This is a genomic window from Desulfobacter sp. (genome assembly GCF_050177295.1).
Genome location: NZ_JBFXHE010000045.1, coordinates 1 through 18743, shown reverse-complemented (window position 1 = coordinate 18743; position 18743 = coordinate 1). Strand labels below are relative to the sequence as shown.

General features: G+C 50.2%; 10 protein-coding genes. 3 read left to right on the top strand and 7 right to left on the bottom strand.

The window, feature by feature from the left end; all coding sequences use genetic code 11:
* From pyc to AB7U36_RS05710, 3 genes are all read left to right on the top strand, one after another.
* Positions 1-2764: pyruvate carboxylase (pyc, locus tag AB7U36_RS05720; protein ID WP_428158832.1), on the top strand; the 2764-nt coding region annotated here is incomplete at its 5' end.
* Between the two features lie 336 nt (positions 2765-3100).
* Positions 3101-4888 (top strand): methyl-accepting chemotaxis protein, encoded by a 1788-nt coding sequence (locus AB7U36_RS05715; protein ID WP_428158831.1) that lies wholly within the window; start codon positions 3101-3103, stop codon positions 4886-4888.
* A 28-nt stretch (positions 4889-4916) separates the two neighbouring features.
* The gene (locus tag AB7U36_RS05710; protein WP_428158830.1) at positions 4917-7331 is read left to right on the top strand and encodes a bacteriohemerythrin; all 2415 of its coding nucleotides are present in this window, start codon (positions 4917-4919) and stop codon (positions 7329-7331) included.
* 21 nt (positions 7332-7352) lie between these two features.
* Here the strand turns inward: AB7U36_RS05710 and AB7U36_RS05705 are convergent, their stop codons facing one another.
* From AB7U36_RS05705 to AB7U36_RS05675, 7 genes are all read right to left on the bottom strand, one after another.
* Positions 7353-9881: an ATP-binding protein gene (locus AB7U36_RS05705; RefSeq protein WP_428158829.1), complete on the bottom strand. Its 2529-nt coding sequence runs from the start codon at positions 9879-9881 to the stop codon at positions 7353-7355.
* Positions 9868-10758 (bottom strand): HDOD domain-containing protein, encoded by an 891-nt coding sequence (locus AB7U36_RS05700; RefSeq protein WP_428158828.1) that lies wholly within the window; start codon positions 10756-10758, stop codon positions 9868-9870. The genes AB7U36_RS05705 and AB7U36_RS05700 overlap by 14 nt, the downstream gene beginning before the upstream one ends.
* A gap of 64 nt (positions 10759-10822) precedes the next feature.
* A complete protein-coding gene (locus tag AB7U36_RS05695) occupies positions 10823-11218 on the bottom strand; it encodes a response regulator (RefSeq protein WP_428158827.1) in 396 nt (131 codons plus the stop codon).
* Between the two features lie 224 nt (positions 11219-11442).
* On the bottom strand, positions 11443-12831 hold the full coding sequence (locus tag AB7U36_RS05690; protein ID WP_428158826.1) for a glycosyltransferase family 2 protein: 1389 nt from the start codon (positions 12829-12831) through the stop codon (positions 11443-11445).
* A gap of 173 nt (positions 12832-13004) precedes the next feature.
* Positions 13005-15977 (bottom strand): excinuclease ABC subunit UvrA, encoded by a 2973-nt coding sequence (gene uvrA, locus AB7U36_RS05685; protein WP_428158825.1) that lies wholly within the window; start codon positions 15975-15977, stop codon positions 13005-13007.
* A gap of 381 nt (positions 15978-16358) precedes the next feature.
* Entirely contained in the window at positions 16359-17480 is a 1122-nt protein-coding gene (locus AB7U36_RS05680) for an ABC transporter permease (protein WP_428158824.1), read from the bottom strand.
* A 2-nt stretch (positions 17481-17482) separates the two neighbouring features.
* A complete protein-coding gene (locus AB7U36_RS05675) occupies positions 17483-18625 on the bottom strand; it encodes an ABC transporter permease (RefSeq protein WP_428158823.1) in 1143 nt (380 codons plus the stop codon).
* Positions 18626-18743: the final 118 nt, after the last annotated feature.

Below are 18743 nucleotides of genomic sequence, written 5' to 3'. Positions count from 1 at the left end.
CTGTTCTGTTCAAAGAAGAAATCAAAAGGTTGTTGAAAGGGCGCCATCCACGTTTCTTTCAGACGAAAAACGGGAAGAATTGTGCAATGCAGGCCTGGCAATTGCGAAGACGGTTGGATATGAAAGTGCCGGAACCGTTGAGTTCCTTATGGATATGGATAGTGAAAAGTTCTACTTCATGGAAGTCAACCCAAGAATACAGGTCGAACATACGGTAACAGAGGAAGTAACCGGGGTTGACATTGTCAAGGCACAATTAAGAATTGCACAGGGAATGGAGATTGGGTCTGCCGAAAGCAGTATCCCCAGCCAGGAGAATATCAGACTAAACGGCTATGCAATTCAATGCCGTATTACCACAGAAGATCCTGAAAACAACTTTATTCCAGATTACGGAAGAATTACAGCCTATCGGACAGCAGCGGGCTTTGGTATTCGTCTGGATGGCGGAACCGCTTACTCTGGGGCAATCGTTACCCGCTACTATGATTCCCTTTTGTCAAAAGTAACTGCGTGGGGAGCAACTGCCGAGGAAGCACGTTTGAGAATGAATCGTGCCTTAACGGAATTCAGGATTTTGGGCGTTGCCACAAACCTTCAGTTTCTGCAAGGCCTGGTTTGTCATCCAACCTTCATAAATGCCGAATATACCACTAAGTTTATTGATGAAACCAAAGATCTCTTTACGTTTACCAAAAGACGTGACCGGGCAAGCAGACTTCTTTCATTCCTTGGCGAAGTCATTGTTAACGGGAATGAGGACGTCAAAGGCAGACCCGTTCCCGCATCATACGTGCATCAGCCTAATGTACCAAAATATTCTGCAAAGCAGGTGCAACCCGGACTTAAACAATTGCTGGACAATGAAGGACCCCAGGCCGTTGCAAATTGGATGAAAGAGCAGAAAAAACTGCTTATCACCGATAAGAGCATGCGTGATGCCCATCAGTCTCTTCTTGCCACCAGGGTTAGAAGTTTTGATCTTGTGAACATTGCACCGGCGTATGCCGCTCTTTTACCTGACCTGTTTTCTGTGGAATGCTGGGGCGGCGCAACCTTTGATGTTGCCATGCGATTTTTGAAAGAGTGTCCCTGGGAACGGCTTCAAGGATTGCGTACGGCCATGCCGAACCTTTTGACACAGATGCTGTTGAGGGCTTCCAATGGTGTGGGGTATACTAATTATCCGGATAACGCTATTAAATATTTTGTCAAACAGGCTGCTGAAAACGGAATGGACCTTTTCCGTGTTTTTGATTCCCTGAACTGGGTCGAAAATATGCGATTGGCCATGGATGCGGTTTTAGAAAACAATAAAATTTGTGAAGCCTCCATATGTTATACAGGTGATATTCTCGACCCCAACCGAACCAAATATAGCCTGAAATACTATGTTGATATGGCAAAAGAGCTGGAAAAAGCCGGCGCTCATATTCTGGCTATTAAGGATATGGCCGGATTGTTAAAACCGGCTGCTGCAAAAGTGCTGGTTGAAGCCCTGAAGAATGAAATTGGGCTGCCGATTCACCTTCACAGCCATGATACCAGCGGCATTGCCTCGGCAACACTGCTGGCGGCGGCAGACGCAGGCGTTGATGCCATTGATGCTGCAATGGACTCCATGAGCGGATTGACCTCACATCCCAATTTAGGTTCCATTGTCGCCGCACTTAAGAATACGCCGCGTGATACCGGCCTGGATTCAAATTCCCTGGCAATTATTTCCAACTACTGGGAAAAAGTAAGACAGATGTATGTTGGATTTGAAAGTGAATTTCACAGCGGAACCTCTGAGGTTTATCTGCATGAAATGCCGGGCGGACAATATACCAATCTGAGGCAACAGGCCAGAGCACTGGGAATTGAAGAAAGATGGCCTGAAGTGGCAAAGGTTTATAAAGATGTAAACGAAATGTTTGGTGATGTTGTAAAAGTGACGCCAAGTTCCAAAGTGGTTGGAGACATGGCTTTGTCCATGATTACCAGTGGCCTGACTAAAGAAGATATTTTGGATCCGGAAAAAGAAATTTCTTTTCCCGAATCCGTTGTTTCCTTTTTTAAAGGCATGATGGGGCAGCCTCCCGGAGGATTTCCCGCGCAATTGCAGAAAAAGATATTGAAAGGTGAAAAACCCATTACGGTTCGTCCCGGACAACTACTGCCTCCTGTTGACATGGAGGTCGCGCGTGCGGAAGCGGAAAAGCTGGCACAAAGAAAAATTTCCGACTGCGAACTTGCGTCCTATTTAATGTATCCGGATGTATTCATTGATTACACGAAACATCGCAGGACCTATGGAAATGTGAGTGTTCTTCCAACCCTCAATTTTTTCTATGGAATGGCACGGGAAAAGGAGCTGGCGGTTGATATCTCGTCAGGAAAGACGCTTATTATTCGGTTCATGGCAAAGGGAAAGGCTGATGACGAAGGAAAGAGAGAGGTCTTTTTTGAACTGAATGGCCAATCCAGGATTGTTAAAGTGCCTGATCGCTCTAAAGTTCCGGAAAGAGCACCACGGGAAAAAGCCAACCCCGCTGTGCTTGGTGAAGTTGGATCGCCAATGCCGGGTCTGATCTCTGCTGTTTGCGTTTCTGAGAACCAGGAAGTTGAACGCGGAGATGTTTTGGTTACGATCGAAGCCATGAAAATGCAGACCAATGTGGTTTCTGATGTCCCTGGTATTGTTGAACGAATCGTCGCACCCGTGGGAACACAAGTTGATGCAAAAGATCTGTTGGTTGTTATTAAGCAGGTAGACGATTAATCCAAATTTTTCGACTTTGCGTAAAGAAAGCCGATCTCACCCATTGGGTGGATCGGCTTTTTTTTCTAATGGCGTTTGCTTTAGGAACCCGGCATTCAGATTGGCAAAATTTAATAAATAGCAAGGGAAGCCGGTATCTGCTGCCTCGTATTCTTTGCATGACATTTGAGAAATTCATCCCGGGGTAAATTCAGAATTGCTGTTGTCGTAATTTTCGTGTTGAGCTGACGTCATAATTTTGGTAATTTTAACCAATTACATGAAACTCATGTCTGCCCAACTCTGGGGCGATATATACTTGACATTTACGATTACTTTTCTAAATCCGGAGGGGAAATGAAAAAAATTTTGGATTTGCCGATTTTTATCAAATTTGTGACTGTGGGTATTGGTACAACAATTCTTCTGGTCGGTGTCCTCCTCTTTTTTTATGTTCGCTCTGACAAAGTTCAGACTGTTGATGCGTATGCAGAAAAAGCAAGGTCCATTTGCCTGGTCTGTGAATCTGTGCGCCAGGAAATGGAGGAGAAGTGGAGCCTGGGTCTTTTTCCTTTGGAAACGATTACATCCTACGCCCGTTCAGGCCAGACAGATAAACTTCTGGCAACGGTGCCGGTGATTTCGGCCTGGAAAGCGGCCATGCGCAAGGCAGAGCAGGGCGGCTATACCTTCCGGGTCCCTAAGTTCAGTCCCCGAAATTCCCAAAACGCCCCTGATTTTGGTCAATCTTATAAAATTGAAGGCCCAGCCCTTGAAAAGATTAAAAAGGAGGATTTGAATGAATATTATGTGGTGGATGCACATACCAATTCAGTTCGGTATTTTTTGCCCATACGCCTGTCTGAGACCTGTCTGATCTGCCACGGGGATCCAGGGCAGTCCAAAACATTGTGGGGACGGGACGATGGAAAAGATCCCACCGGCGGCCCCTTTGAAAACTGGAACGCAGGGGAAATCCATGGCGCCTTTGAAGTCATTCAGTCCCTGGATGAGGCAGATGCAGAACGTCGGCATAGAGTTTTTAAAGCAATTGCGCTTATCGCTGCCGGCACGCTTCTGGCTGCTGCGGTGTTCTTCCTGGTGGCCCGTTCCATCACTGTCCGGTTAAAACATGGGGTGGATTTTGCCAATATCATGGCCAAGGGGGACTTGAGTCATGACATTGATATTGAATGCGGGGATGAGACAGGGACCCTGGCCAGGGCTCTGAATACCATGATTGGCAACCTGCGGCGGATGATGGCGGACATTCGTCAAGGGGTGGAGACGCTGGCCGGTTCATCGGACCAGTTGACTGAAGCGTCCCATACCATGTCCATCGAGTCATCTGACGCCTCTGAACTGGCCGTATCCGTGGCCTCAGCCGCCGAACAGATGAGTGCCGGCATGGCCAGTGTCAGGGCATCCATCGAGAATACCGCCGGCAACGTCAATTCCGTCTCAGCCGCAGCTGAAGAGATGACGGCAACCATCAATGAAATAGTGAAAAATACGGAACAGTCCAGGCAAGTCACGGAGACCGCTGTCTCCCAGGCCGGACAGGTGTCGGAAAAAGTGGCCCAACTGGGATCGGCTGCCCTGGAGATCGGAAAAGTAACCGAAACCATAACCGATATCTCGGAGCAGACCAATCTTCTGGCCTTAAATGCCACCATTGAAGCGGCCCGGGCCGGGGACGCGGGCAAGGGGTTTGCCGTGGTGGCCAATGAAATAAAAGTACTGGCCAATCAGACAGCAGAGGCCACCACTGAAATCCGGAGGAAGATTGAGCGGATGCAGGGCTCCACCCAGGAGACCACAGAAGGGATTGAACAGATTATCCGTGTAATTAATGCGGTTAACCAGAGCGTAACCGCCATTGTGGAAGCGGTGGAACAGCAATCCCTGGCCACGGCAGAGATTGCCCGGAATGTCTCCCAGGCCTCCCTTGGTATTTCCGACGTGACTGAAAATGTCGGACAGTGTGCCAAGGCTGCGGATGAAGTGGCTGAGAATATATCCAGCGTCAGCCATGCGTCAGGTGAAATTTCAAACCGCAGCATTCATGTTAAGACAACGGCCGGGGAGTTGTCAGGATTGGCGGCTAAACTTAATGAATTAATGGCTGGATTTAAATTGTCCTAGGCGTTTCAAAAAAAAGGGGGGAGGAGGTATGAAACTTAATTTCAAGCATAAAATTATTCTGCCTGTATTTCTTCTGCTTATCGCCGGTCTGGGTGGTTTGGCGCTTATCTCCAGTTCGAAAGCCAAAAACGCGATTAAAAATAATATCATAAGCCAGCTTGTCAAAACCAGCCAATCCACTGTCGTCACAATGGATGCATGGGTGGAGGACCGGACCAAGGATATTGAGACATGGCGGACTATGGAAATTTGCCGGGATGCATTAAAAAAGGGAACACAAGGAGAGACAGCCCGGGAAAACATGAATCAAATGTTTGCAGAATGGCGCCAAAGATATGGGTTCTACGAAGCAATCAATATTGCTGATTCAACCGGTGAAATTATCTCGGGGTCTCCCACTTCAATCATAGGAAAAATCAATATTGGGGAAAGAGATTATTTTAAAGCAGCCATAACAGGCCAAGCCAAAATTTCAGACATATTGCAGAGCAAGGCCTCGGGGAATCCGATTTTTGTTATTTCAAGCCCCATAAAAAGCGGGGGTGCTGTTCATGGAATTTTGTTTGCAGTGGTGGATCTGCAGGCATTTTCAGCGAAATTTACCGATCCTGTTAAAATTGGAGAAAAAGGCTATGCATATCTGATAAACAACAGCGGGATGGTTGTTGCACATCCGGATAAAAGCAAGGTCAACAGGTTGAATTTGACCCAAACAGAACACGGGCGGCAAATCATAACCCAGGATAATGGATGCCTGGCGGCAACCGTGGATGAAAGAGCGGTTCATAATGCCTTTTCCCATTCAAGTAAAATCAATATCATTGCAGTTGTCCAGTCTGATGATGAGGAAGTGTTCGCACCCATCACCTCCCTTACCCGTTTTAATTTTATCATATCTGTTTTTATCACTCTCTTTGCCATAGTCGTTGTATGGATAATGTCCTCAAGAATTGTCCGGCCGATCAATGCAACCGTAGCAGCGCTTAAGGACATCTCTGAGGGCGACGGAGACTTAACCCAGCGGATTGCCATCCAAAGCCGGGATGAAATAGGGGAGCTGGCAAAGTGGGTAAATACCTTTATCGCCAGGTTGAATAAAATTATCGTGCATATCGGCATTGATTCGGAGATGGTCTCTGCATCTGCCGAAGAACTGCTTTCAGTGGCAGAACTCATGCTGGAAGATTCCGAAAGCCTTACGGGCAAGTCTGAAACTGTGGCTTCTGCGGCCGGAGAAATGAGTCAGAGCATGAATTCCGTGGCGGCTGCCAGTGAACAGGCTGCCGGCAATCTGGCATCTGTGACGGACTCTGCAGGACAGATGAAACAAAACTTAAATCAAGTGGCTGAAAACTGTGAAAAAGCCAGACAAATAACCCGAACCGCCTCAGAAACAGTGAATGCGGCAACCAGTAAAGTTGCCAGATTAGGCTCCTCTGCTAGGGATATCACAAGGGTCACGGAAGTTATCACTGATATTGCCGAACAGACAAACCTTTTAGCCCTGAATGCCACGATTGAAGCGGCAAGAGCCGGAGAAGCAGGAAAAGGCTTTGCCGTGGTGGCAGGAGAAATAAAAGGTCTGGCCGCCCAAACAGCTGACGCAACCATGGATATAAAACAAAGGATTGAGGAGATTCAGAACTCTTCAAAGGCCACTGTTCAGGAAGTTGAACAGATCACCCTGGTTATTTCAGAAGTCTCAAGAATTGTTTCGGAAATTGCCGAGGCCATAGAAGAACAGTCCGGGTATGCATCTCAAGTGGCTGAAAACATTGAACAGGCATCGTCCGGAATCCGGGAGGTCAATGAAAATGTCGTAAAAAGTTCCATGGTATCAACGGAAATTTCCGGTGATATTGCAGAAGTCAACGAAGTGTCCGAAGAGATGACCCAGCGCAGCGTCCGAATGAAGCAAAGCGCCCAGGAACTTTCCAGCCTTTCGGGAAAATTGAGAAAAATGATCGGTGTTTTTAAAGTATCGGTTGAAGAGGCTGGTGTGGATAAAGGACCGGATATAATACCTGAGGCCATTAATGATCTCATGCCTTGGGGAAGACGTCTGGCCCTTGGCATTCCTGAGGTTGACAAACAGCACAGGGAGCTGGTTTCCATGGTGAATGAACTTCACCGGGCCATGAGGATGAAAATGGGCACCCAGGAGGCGGGATCCATCTTGACGCGTTTGGCCGATTATACGGTGTATCATTTCGAGTATGAAGAAAAGCTGTTTGATACCCATGGATATCCGGAGACCCTGAATCATAAAAAAATACATAAAGACCTTGTGGCCAAGGTTCTGGCGTTTACCAAGGAGTTTGAGCAAGGACGGGCCGCGCTTTCCATGGATTTGATGAAATTTCTTACAGACTGGCTGAAAAATCACATCATGAAAACAGATAAGGCGTATGCCCCATTTCTAAAAGACAATCTGGGGCTGTGAAAGAGAAAGGGCACGTAAAATTCAGCTGAAGCCATCCCGGTCAGAGACGTTCCCAAGACGGTCCATGATATTTTTGCATGCGTCCTGTAACTGCAAAATCAAAGGGGGGGTATCTTTTATGTTTCCGTCCGCGCCCATCCGTTCGAGCCGGAACGCGGTTTCTGCCGCAGATTTGGCGGCCAGATACTTAAACATGCCCTTTAACTGGTGGGCGCTTTTTTGCAGCCCAGGACCATCGTCAGCTGAGATACTGGCCATAATCCGGGTCAGAACAGGGCCATGGTTTTTTTTAAATGTCCGGAGACATTTATCCAGCAGGGATTTATTTGCGTTCATAATCTCCCTGAGTTCGGCCATGTCCACAACCTCGTTGTCTCTTTGAACCGATGCGTCCTCCCGGTAAGCGTTGTTTTTACAGCAGCCTTCCGGCAGAATTCGCTTAATCACATCTGCCAAGGCCCTGGATGTCAGGGGCTTTGTGATGTAATCATCCATCCCGCTGGCCAAAAAGTACGCCCGGTCTTGCTTCATTGCGTGGGCCGTCAGGGCGATGATGGGTACCGGCACAAGGTTGTGTTTCTTTTCATACGCCCGAATTTTTACAGTGGCATCCAGGCCGCTCATCACCGGCATTTGGCCATCCATAAGTATCAGATCAAATTGACCGGCTTTGAATAGATCCAAGGCTTCCTGACCGTTTTCAGCCACCAGGATATCTGTCAGATTCATTCTTTTCAGAAGGTTTTCAGCTACAATACGGTTCATTTCATCGTCTTCGGCAAGGAGCAGGCGGCACGGGCAGGTTACCCAGACAGCATCAGAATGCGCCTGCGTTGAGAGTTCATCCTGGGTTTCAATACCAATTAAGGGATCAGCCGATGACATGCAGGCGATAAAATCTGCATACTTTACGGGTTTATTCAGGTTCATGATACGGGGGGCAAACTTGCTGTGTTGCGGTTTTTGACGTCCAAGGAAAGCCAGACGCACAAAGATCGTGTCTGAAATGTCGCAAGTCTGCGCTACGGCCTCGACCAGATCCGTTGACGGGATTCCAGGAAGGTCCTGGTCAAAAAAAACATGGCTGAATGGCGTGCCGGACTGCCGGGCTGAAAAGATTCTGCTGCAGGCCCCGGTGATATCGCACGCTTCCTGGAAAGCGCATCCCAACGGTTTGATATATTCGATCAGTGCCTGCCTGGCAGCCGGGTTGGCATCGGCGATCAATACCAGAATATCCCGTCCCAGAGCCGTATCGGGCACAGGTTCGGCGTCAGGCTGCTGTTTAAATCCCAGTTTGCACCAGAAGGTGGACCCCTTATTCTCCTGTGAGAAGACCCCGATCTGGCCGCCCATCAGTTCGGTCAGCTGCTTGGAAATGGCCAGTCCGAGTCCGGTGCCCCCGTATTGCCGGGTCATGCTTGAATCCATCTGGGAAAAAGAGCGGAATAATCCGCGTATCCGGTCCCTGGGGATACCGATGCCCGTGTCAGTCACTGAAAATTTCAGTTCCACGTCGGACAGGGATTTTGATTCCAGGCTGACCTGAATCACAACGCCGCCCTGCCGGGTAAATTTAACGGCATTTCCGCAGAAATTCATTATAATCTGGCGCAGCCGCACCGGATCGCCCTTTAACATCACCGGCACATCTGCCCCAAGAATTGTGGCAAAAAAGAGGCCTTTTTTAAATACAGAGATGGAAATAATATCTGAAAGCTCTTCCATTACCTGTCTTAGATTGAAATCAATCTCCTCAATATCCAGTTTTCCTGCTTCGATTTTTGAATAATCCAGGATATCGTTAATGATGTTGAGAAGCGCTTCGGACGAAGTTTTCATAAGCATGGCAAAGTGGCGCTGTTCTTGGGTAAGGGGCGTCCCAAGAAGAATTTCAACCATGCCGATCACCCCGTTCATGGGGGTTCGTATTTCATGACTCATATTTGCCAGGAATTGGTCCTTGGCAATATTCGCCGCTTCTGCCCGTTCCTTGGCCCGGGCCAGCGCTTTGTTGGAATGCTCCAGTTCAGATGTCCGGTTCCGGATTTCGGAGTGAAGCAGTCTGGAGTACTCGGCGCTCTGGGTCTGGTTCCGGGTCAGAATATCCTGGTATTTTTTTCCTAGGACCTTGATTTTTCGGTCTCGCTGCTCTTTGTGGGCCGCGAGCAATGCCTTTTCTTCTGCCAGGAGGCGTTCTTTTTTGTGAAGTTCCATGCACAGGTTGATAATATCCCGGGTCATGGCAACCGCAGTGACCGGATCAGCGTCCTGGGGGATTTTACATACAATAACGGAATTCATTTTTTTCAGGGACAGCGACAGCAAAGGCCCGTTGGGTCCGGTTAAGATCTGTCCGCTGTCCGCTGTCTGCCGCAACTGATTCGCAAGGCCGTTATCCATAAGACGGCCTGTTAACGCGCCCAGGGATCCGCCTTTGTTCAGCAAAATCGTAAACCTGTCAGCCGGAAGATATTTGTTCAGCAGAGCAAAAAAGCCGGCGTTAACCTCGTCGTCTGATTCTTGAAGGATATCATCAAACAAGTTCATCTGCAGTGTCATCCTCAAAGGAATAAATCTCCCTGATCATCTCAATTTCATGGGGCAGATCATCAACTATGGCACGATAGCCCATAATATTTTCCTTGATATGGGAAAGCAGTGGCGGGGAGTGTATCCTTGTGTGTGTTTCCGGGTATGCTGCATACCCGGATCTGAAGGCCAGATATTCCGCGATTTGCAGGATACCGGCATGGCTGTCCGGTTCCACCGCTTCCAGGGCATCGTGATGATATTTCATCCCCTGGCAGAGATCTGGTTTCAGCCCCCATTGCCGGGCCAGCAGATAACCGATGAGGGTATGATCCGTTCCCATGACTTTCCGTTCGTGATCAGTCAGATCCTGGCTTGCCGGATCAAATGTGAGACAGAACGCTTTGAACTTTTTCGGGGCCACCTGATCCTCAACGATCAGGCCGATATCGTGAAGAATACCGCATAAGAAGTCATCTTCTCCTTTCCGGGCAAAAATGCGTTCTGCAACCATCTGGCAGCAGATGCTTGTCACGGCACAATGGACCCACAGTTTTTTTCTGGAAAACTCCATGGTGCTTGAGTCCTTACAAAAAAGATTTTTCACTGCGTCAAGAAAAATCATGTTCCTCAGGTTGTCCATCCCGATGTAGGCCACCGCTTCAGATATGTTATTGATTTTTGTTCTTAGGGAAAAGTAGGCAGAGTTGATCAGCTTTAAAATTCGTAATACCAGGGTGGGGTCAACCCGGATGACCGTTTCAAAATCCTTAAGAGAGGCGGTATCTTCGTTAATCATTTTGACCAGGCGGGCGGCAACGGGCGGAACCGTTTTCAGGCCTGTAAATTTATCCAGGTATAGTTTTGCTGTATTGTGATAAGAGGATGATTCCACTTGATATTCCTGATCAATGACCCTGAAAAACAATACTGGTGCCGGCAATTTTGTCCGGGGTCTTTTATTTAACGGGGCAAATTCCCAGTTCGGCCATCTTCTTATCCACAGCGTCCTGCTTCAGCGGTTTTATGAAATAGGCCCTGCACCCCGATTTGATGCACCCGATGACGATGTCTCGTTCACTATGGGCGGTAACCATAATGACAATGGATTTTTGACCTCCCAGCCCGGCATCAATCTTTTTGATTTTTTTTAAGACCTCCATCCCGCTGATATCTTTAAGAGAGATGTCCAGCAAAACCAAATTAAAGGGTTTTCCTTTTTCAATGCCTTTTTGATAGATTTTCAGTGCATCGGCACCGGAAGAGACCGAAATAGACGAACCGTACTTACTGAAAATGTCCTCCATTAAGGTTCTTCCAATTTCTTCATCATCAACAATGAGAATTCTATTCATAGGTACTCATCACCCCATAGAGAGTTTAAATTTATATTTTTAGAAATGAATAATGATAGGCTGATTTCCAGGTGTATGGCAAGATGATTTTTCAGCCGGGATTGATACTGACAAGCTCTTGTCCTCTGTGAAAGAGATATGCATCTTCACAAGTGACCCGGTTAAAAGGGAAGGTACGGCAGCACCGGAACAGTGCGCCGTACCGAAAAGAAAGTAAGGAAGGATCAGCTCAGCTGCCGGGCGCTCAATTGGTGGTGAAGATCTGGATTGACCTTTGTCTTTGGGCAGGCCCGTGTCATCCAGCGGGAGTGGTGAGGGGTGATCAGGGCATAGGGTTTGATCCAGGTCAGGGCGATGAAAAAGAAAAAGCCATAGACAAATGCCAGCATTGAGGAGATCCTGCCAAATTTCAGTGCGTAGATTGTGGCGGCCAGGCTGGAACCCAGCACAATGCCGATAATGGCCTTGGTCCCGAATATAGCCGGGTGCCACAGAAGCAGTCCCCAGGAAATCAAGAAAAAAATCTGGGCCACGGTAAGTTTGATCACGTCGGAAACCAGGTTGATCCGCGCCCCAAGCATTGATGCCCGGCGAAACCGCGTAAATATAAAAGTTGTCATGGCAATGGTCTCACGCACATTGCTCCTGGCCCATCTCAAATACATTTTGCAAAGCTGGGAATAGCCCACCGGTGCCTCGGTAAAGACCTTGGCGTTCTGCTGAAACACCACATAATATCCCTGGCGGAGAATCATGTTTGTCAATGCGCGGTCCTCGCCAATATTGGCAGGCCGGCCAAGGAAAGTCTGGTTCAGCCATTTGTCAAGTACACCGATGACAGCGGATTTGCGGTATGCAGACAGGGCTCCGGGTGTGCAGGTCACTGTACGGACCATGCTCTGGCTGGCACGTATGAAATCAAAGCTGAATACAAAAACAATGTCCAGCATCCTGGGGATAATACCCTGGGTCTGGTTGAGCACGCGGACATTGCCTGCAACAGCGCCGATGCCGGAATTTACTGCCAAAGGTGTCACCAGGTTTCTAATGGTGTCAGGCTCCACCATGGAGTCACTGTCCACGGTCACCAGTACTTTTCCGGTGCTTCTCTTAAACCCGTCATAAAGGGCCTGGCGCTTGCCTTGGTTCCGGGGCTGGCGTATGGTCAGGACAGGTACTGCAAGTGTTCTTTTGGCCTGTTTAATCCATTGCCAGGTGTCATCCACACTGCCGTCATCCACGGCAATCAGTTGAATTTTTTCCCTGGGATAGTTGCTGTCAGCAAGGCTTTTAAGGGTGTCAAATACTTGGCGGCCTTCATTGTAAGCCGGTACTACGACCGTACATGTCGGCAGTTGATCATCGGACACCCCCGGAATGGGCCTGTATATCAGTACCAGGATGATTCTCCATACCAGCTCTGCCAGGGCCAGGCAGGAGAAAGCGGCAAATGAGAAAATCAACGCATCCCCCCACCAGGCCATTCCTTTAATAAATTGGGTGGCTGATGAACCGCCGGTACCATAACGATAAGCTGCTGCCACAACGGCCAGAATACAGGCCAGGGCTATAAATCTTTTTTTATTTCCGATGATCTCTCTGGTTGTTACCATAATTTACATCTCCTTATTCTTTAAGAATCCGTCGTAAGTATTGCAAAGGGTATGCCATGATCTAATCAACTGAATTGCAATGAAATTTATTAAGATATGAAAGTTCAGGCAATAAAAAACGAGTTACAAAAATTTCATTTTTTGCCGGAAAAAGGTGCAAAAAACGTAACTTATCACGCCGGATTGTAACTGCCGGGGTTAAGGATGGGGATTAAATACCGGCCAGTGTAGCTGCAGGGATCCTTAGCCACATCCTCGGGCGGACCGGCGGCCACAATCCGGCCCCCGCCGCTGCCGCCCTCGGGACCAATGTCCATCATCCAGTCTGCGGTTTTAATCACATCCAGATTATGCTCAATGATCACCACGGTGTTGCCGGCATGGGTGAGGCGCTGGAGCACCTGCAGCAGCATGCGGATGTCCTGGAAGTGCAGTCCGGTGGTGGGTTCGTCCAGAATATAAAGGGTGTCGCCGGTGTCCTTTCTAGCAAGCTCCCGGGCCAGTTTGATCCGCTGGGCTTCGCCGCCGGACAGGGTGGTGGCGGCCTGGCCCAGTTTGATATAGGAGAGCCCCACATCCACCAGGGTATCCAGAATCCTGGTGATCCTGGGATGGGCGTCAAACAGGTCCCTGGCCTGTACTACGGAGAGATCCAGCACATCGGCAATGGAGTGGTCCTTATACTTAATCTCCAGTGTGGACTTGTTGAACCGCTTGCCGTGGCATACGTCACAGGGTACAAACACGTCGGCCAGAAAGTGCATCTCCACCTTGATGTATCCGTCCCCCTGGCACGCCTCGCACCGGCCGCCCTTAACATTAAAAGAGTACCGTCCTTTGTTATATCCCCTGGCCTGGGATTCGGGCAGCATGGCAAACAGGTCCCGGATGGGGTCAAACAGCTTGGTATATGTGGCGGGATTGCTGCGCGGGGTCCGGCCGATGGGTTTCTGGTCAATGTTGATGACCTTGTCGATGTGGGACAGCCCGGTGATCTTTTTATGTTTTCCCACACTCATCTGGGAACCGTGGAGTTTTACCGCCAGGGCCGGGTAGAGGATCTGATTGATCAGGGTGGATTTCCCGGCCCCGGACACACCGGTGACGGCCGTTAAAAGCCCCACGGGAATTTGGGCTGTGATGTCGGCCAGGTTGTTTTCACATGCCCCGTGGATAGTGAGCCATTTATTCCCCATGGCACCGGGTGTCCGGCGGACTTTTGGCACGGCAATAGTCTCACGTCCGCTTAAAAATTGACCGGTGGGGGAGACCGGGTTTTTCCGAATCTGTTCAGGTGTGCCCTGGGCCACGATCTCCCCGCCCAGATGGCCGGCACCCGGGCCCATGTCCACAATCCAGTCCGAGGCCTCCATGGTTTCCTGGTCATGCTCCACAATGAGCAGTGTGTTGCCGATGTCCCGCAGATGCTTCAGCGTGGACAGCAACTTGATGTTGTCTCTCTGGTGAAGGCCGATGGAGGGTTCGTCCAGGATATAAAGCACCCCTGTCAGTTCAGACCCCACCTGGGAGGCCAGGCGGATGCGCTGGGATTCCCCGCCGGACAGCGTGGGACCGGACCGGTCCAGAGAAAGATAATCCAGGCCCACGTTCACCAGGAAACCCAGACGATCCCGGATCTCCTTGAGCAGTTCAGCCGCAATGAGTTTTTTGCTGCCGGTCAGCTCTAGTGAAGAGATAAAATTATAGGCTTCTTTCACTGTCATCTCAGTGACATCTATAATGGATTTTTCATTGATTCTGACATGCAGAATCTCCTCCCTCAGCCGCCGTCCCTTACAGGACGGGCAGATGGCCGCGGTCATGAAATCGGTATAGTACTTTTTCTGATGCTCGGACTGGGTGTTCCTGTACCGGCGCATCAGGGTGTGGATCAGGCCTTCGTGGGTGCGGGAAAATTCGCCCTGGATCTTTGGCGAGTTCCAGCTCACGGTCATCTGTTTATCGCCGGAGCCGTAGAGCAGCAGATCCCGGTGTTTTTGGGGCAGCTTTTTCCAGGGCAGATCAAAATCAATTTCCCATTGTTCCTCCATGGCCAGAAGCTGGCCCTTGCCCCAGGAATTTTCATTGTTGAACCGCGGGTTCTTGATGAAATAATTTTTCCAGGGGATCACCGCACCCTCACGAATGGATAGACTGGGATCCGGCACCACCTTATCCGGATCAATGGCCAGCAAGGTTCCAATACCGTTGCAGTCCGGACACATGCCCAGAGGAGAGTTAAAGGAAAAAATCTGGGGGATGAGTTCGGGATAGGCGATTCCGCAACAGGAGCGGGCCTCGCTCATTTTCAAGTCTTCCCGGCTCAGCATGTGGACAATGAGCTGGCCTGCACCCAGTTTCAGGGCCGCTTCCACGGAGTCGGTGAGCCGTTTTTCAAACCCAGCGTCGGACTTTACCACCAGCCGGTCCACCACCACCTCAATGTGGTGTTTTTTGTTCCGGGCCAGGGTCTGGACATTTTCAAGATCCTGGACCACCCCGTCCACCCGGACCCTTGCATAGCCCTCGCGCTTGAGATCGTCAAGGCGCTCCCGGTGCTCGCCCTTGCGGTTTTCCACAATGGGCGCCAGAATCAGGATCTTGGAACCGTCAGGCAGATCCATAATCTGGGAGACCATGGCCTGGGCATGGCCCCGGCCCACCTTTTTTCCGCATTTACAGCAGTACTGGGTCCCCACCCGGGCAAAGAGCACCCGCAGGTAGTCGTAAATTTCGGTGATGGTGCCCACAGTGGATCTGGGATTTTTGGACGCAGATTTCTGTTCAATGGCAATGGTGGGAGAAAGCCCCCGGATGGTATCGTAGCGCGGTTTTTCCATCTGCCCGATGAACTGCCGGGCGTAGGAGGACAAGGACTCCACATACCGGCGCTGGCCTTCGGCAAAAATGGTATCAAAGGCCAGGCTGGACTTGCCCGACCCGGACACCCCTGTCACCACCACCAGCTTTTTCTTGGGGATCTCTACATCAATATTTTTAAGATTGTGTTCCTTGGCACCCCGGACAATGATCCGGTCCAGTTCCCTGGACCGGGAGTCATCTTCCAGGGGAGGCGAGGGTGTCAGATTATCAGCATCATAGTTATCAGCTGTCTGGGTTACAGCGGCAGCAGTATTTTTCTTCATGGGTCACCATGTTTGTTTTGGGTTACCCTGACAACGATAATCATCCGCAATGAAAAGTAAAGTCCGGGTAACAGGATCTTAATTAACGCCGGATTATCCAGACTATGGGAGGGGCTGAAAACGAAATTCATTGAGGAGCGGATTGTTATCTACGCTGATCGCCTTGTTGATATTATTACCGAAGATATTGTTCCCATACAGGACGAAAAAGAGGCAGAAGATCAATTTGAGCATATATTATCAACCATCGTTAAGTATGGGAAAAATGAGTGGACGTAAAAAGTATTGGGTTTCCAACCCGGAAATTGATGAGCAGTTTATAGACGTACTGCGTGATCATACTGCGGGAGACCCGATGAAGCCATGAGATAAAGCAGTTATTTACACCGATCGACGTCTGAACAACCATGCGGCCAGAGGCAGGGTAACGCACGCCATGATCAGTAACGGCCAGATCTGGGACCAGACCGCAGCAAGATCCGCGCCTTCAAGAAAGATCCGGCGAAGGGCTGTGATAATGTGGCGCACCGGATTGAACATGTTTGCCTGCTGGAGCCACATGGGCATGTTTTCCACGGGTGTGGCAAGCCCTGACAGCGTGACCACAGGCATCAGGAATAAAAACGCGCCTAAAAGCCCCTGCTGCATGGTGGTGGACAAAGACGACACCAGCAGTCCGATGCCCACAATGGTGATGATAAAGCACAAAAGGGAAACCATAAGGGCGCTGATTGTTCCCCGGAAGGGGATGTGAAACCAGAGCACTGCGCCGCCGGCAAAGATCAGGGCGTCCAGCATACCAAAGACAATGCCGGGCATGGATTTGCCCGCCAGGATTTCCACCGGACTGAACGGGGCCACCAGGAGCTGGTCAAAGGTGCCGAACTCCCGCTCCCTGGCAACGGAGAGGCTGGTGAGAATCATCACCACCACTGTGCTGATCACCCCGCCAAGCGCTGAGACCATGAACCACCGGCTGCTCAGGTTTTCGTTGAACCAGGCCCGTTCCACCAGGGCCAGGCCAGGCCTGCTGCCCTGGGCCAGGCCTTGTTCCAAAAGGGTTTTGTTAAAATTTTCCACAATGGTGCCAAGATATCCAATGGCAATCATGGCCACATTGGGGCTTCTGCCGTCGGCAATGACCTGGATCTCCACAGACCGGCCGGATCGCAGGCGCTCTTCAAACCGGGGACCGATATGGATCACCAGACGGGCTTTTTCATTGTCAATGGTCTGTTTCACCTGTCCGGCATCTTCAAGATATCCTGTGAGCAGGAACCGCCCTGTACCTTCAACATCGGCCAGAAAAGACCTGGACAGCACGGACCGGCTTTCGTCAAACACGGCATACCGGACATTTTCCAGGTCAAAGGTGGCAGCATAGCTGAAGATAAAGAACTGGATAATGGGCGGCCCAATCACCACAAACCGGCTTTTGGGGTCCTTCATGATGGTGAGGAACTCCTTTAATATCAGGGCAGACAGGCGTCTCAGGGTCTGCATGGCTACTCCAGTCGCTTTGACATTTTGCGATATGCCAGGCCCAGGAACAAAAACGCCATGAATGTCAGCACCAGGGCATTGGGCAGCAGTACGGGCCAGACATCTCCCGCAGCAAACAGGGTATGGCCGATGGTGACAAAATACCGGGCCGGGAAAATATAGCTGATGACCTGAATGAATTTCGGTGTGGATTCAAGATCAAATATCAGGCCGGAGAGAAAAAATGCCGGTAAAAAACCTGACACAATGGAGATTTGGGCTGCCACAAACTGGATTCGGATGGCTGCGGAAAGAAAAAGCCCGAACCCAAGGCAGGTGAGCAGGAACAGGGAACTTAAGCCGACGAGCGCGCCCACGGAACCCCGGAAAGGCACCCCGAAAAGGGTTGTGCCCACCACCACGGACAGCCCCATGCCGAACATGCCCAGAAAATAATAGGGCAGGGTTTTGCCCAGCAGAATATCGGCCTTGCGCAGGGGCGTCACCAGCATGGCTTCCATGGTGCCGCGCTCCCACTCCCGGGCAATGACCAGGGCCGTGAGAAGGATGCCGATGAGCGTCATGATCAGGGTAATCAGGCCCGGAATCAGAAAGTAACGGCTGATGGCGGCCTCGTTGAACCAGATGCGCTGGGATATGGACACCAGGGGCGCCATGGCGGTCTGCCCCCGGGCCACCCGCATGGATGTCCATTTGGCGCCAATATTTTTTATATATCCTTCAATGAGCCGGGCACGGTTGGCGTCGGTGCCGTTGATGATGACCTGAACCGGGGCTAGGTACCCTGTTCCGGTTCCCGCAGCCGCGCCGCCAAGAATTGCCGTGAAATTATTCTGTAAGAGGATAATGCCCTCAGCCTTGCGTGCCAGAACAAGCGATTGCGCCTGGGTCATGCTCTCGGCGGTTTTTATTTTGAAATTGGCGGAACCGGCAAAGCGCGCCGCAAGTTCCCGGGACAAGGGGCCTTGGTCATTATTGAGAAGAACCATGGGCACATGTTCGGCATCCAGGCTCACCCCATATCCGAAAATTATCAGCAAAACCAGGGGCATGACCAGGGCCAGGATAATGGAGCTGGGGTCTCTTAAAATCTGGAGGATCTCCTTGCGAAGCACTCCGAAAAGGCGCATGAAAAACCGGGTCATGCCCGGTCTCCTTGTGAAAGGGCGATAAAGGCATCATCCATGGTGGGGTCCGGGTTTTCAGGTGTCCGGGCCAGGCTGCGAATTTCCCCGGGTGTGCCCATGGCCAGGGTTTTGCCCC

Bases quoted from the DNA above. Each gene is read 5' to 3' on its own strand.
- AB7U36_RS05715 (WP_428158831.1), top strand. From the start codon at position 3,101: ATGAAAAAAATTTTGGATTTGCCGATTTTTATCAAATTTGTGACTGTG.
- AB7U36_RS05710 (WP_428158830.1), top strand. From the start codon at position 4,917: ATGAAACTTAATTTCAAGCATAAAATTATTCTGCCTGTATTTCTTCTG.
- AB7U36_RS05705 (WP_428158829.1), bottom strand. From the start codon at position 9,881: ATGAACTTGTTTGATGATATCCTTCAAGAATCAGACGACGAGGTTAAC.
- AB7U36_RS05695 (WP_428158827.1), bottom strand. From the start codon at position 11,218: ATGAATAGAATTCTCATTGTTGATGATGAAGAAATTGGAAGAACCTTA.
- AB7U36_RS05690 (WP_428158826.1), bottom strand. From the start codon at position 12,831: ATGGTAACAACCAGAGAGATCATCGGAAATAAAAAAAGATTTATAGCC.
- uvrA (WP_428158825.1), bottom strand. From the start codon at position 15,977: ATGAAGAAAAATACTGCTGCCGCTGTAACCCAGACAGCTGATAACTAT.
- AB7U36_RS05680 (WP_428158824.1), bottom strand. From the start codon at position 17,480: ATGCAGACCCTGAGACGCCTGTCTGCCCTGATATTAAAGGAGTTCCTC.
- AB7U36_RS05675 (WP_428158823.1), bottom strand. From the start codon at position 18,625: ATGACCCGGTTTTTCATGCGCCTTTTCGGAGTGCTTCGCAAGGAGATC.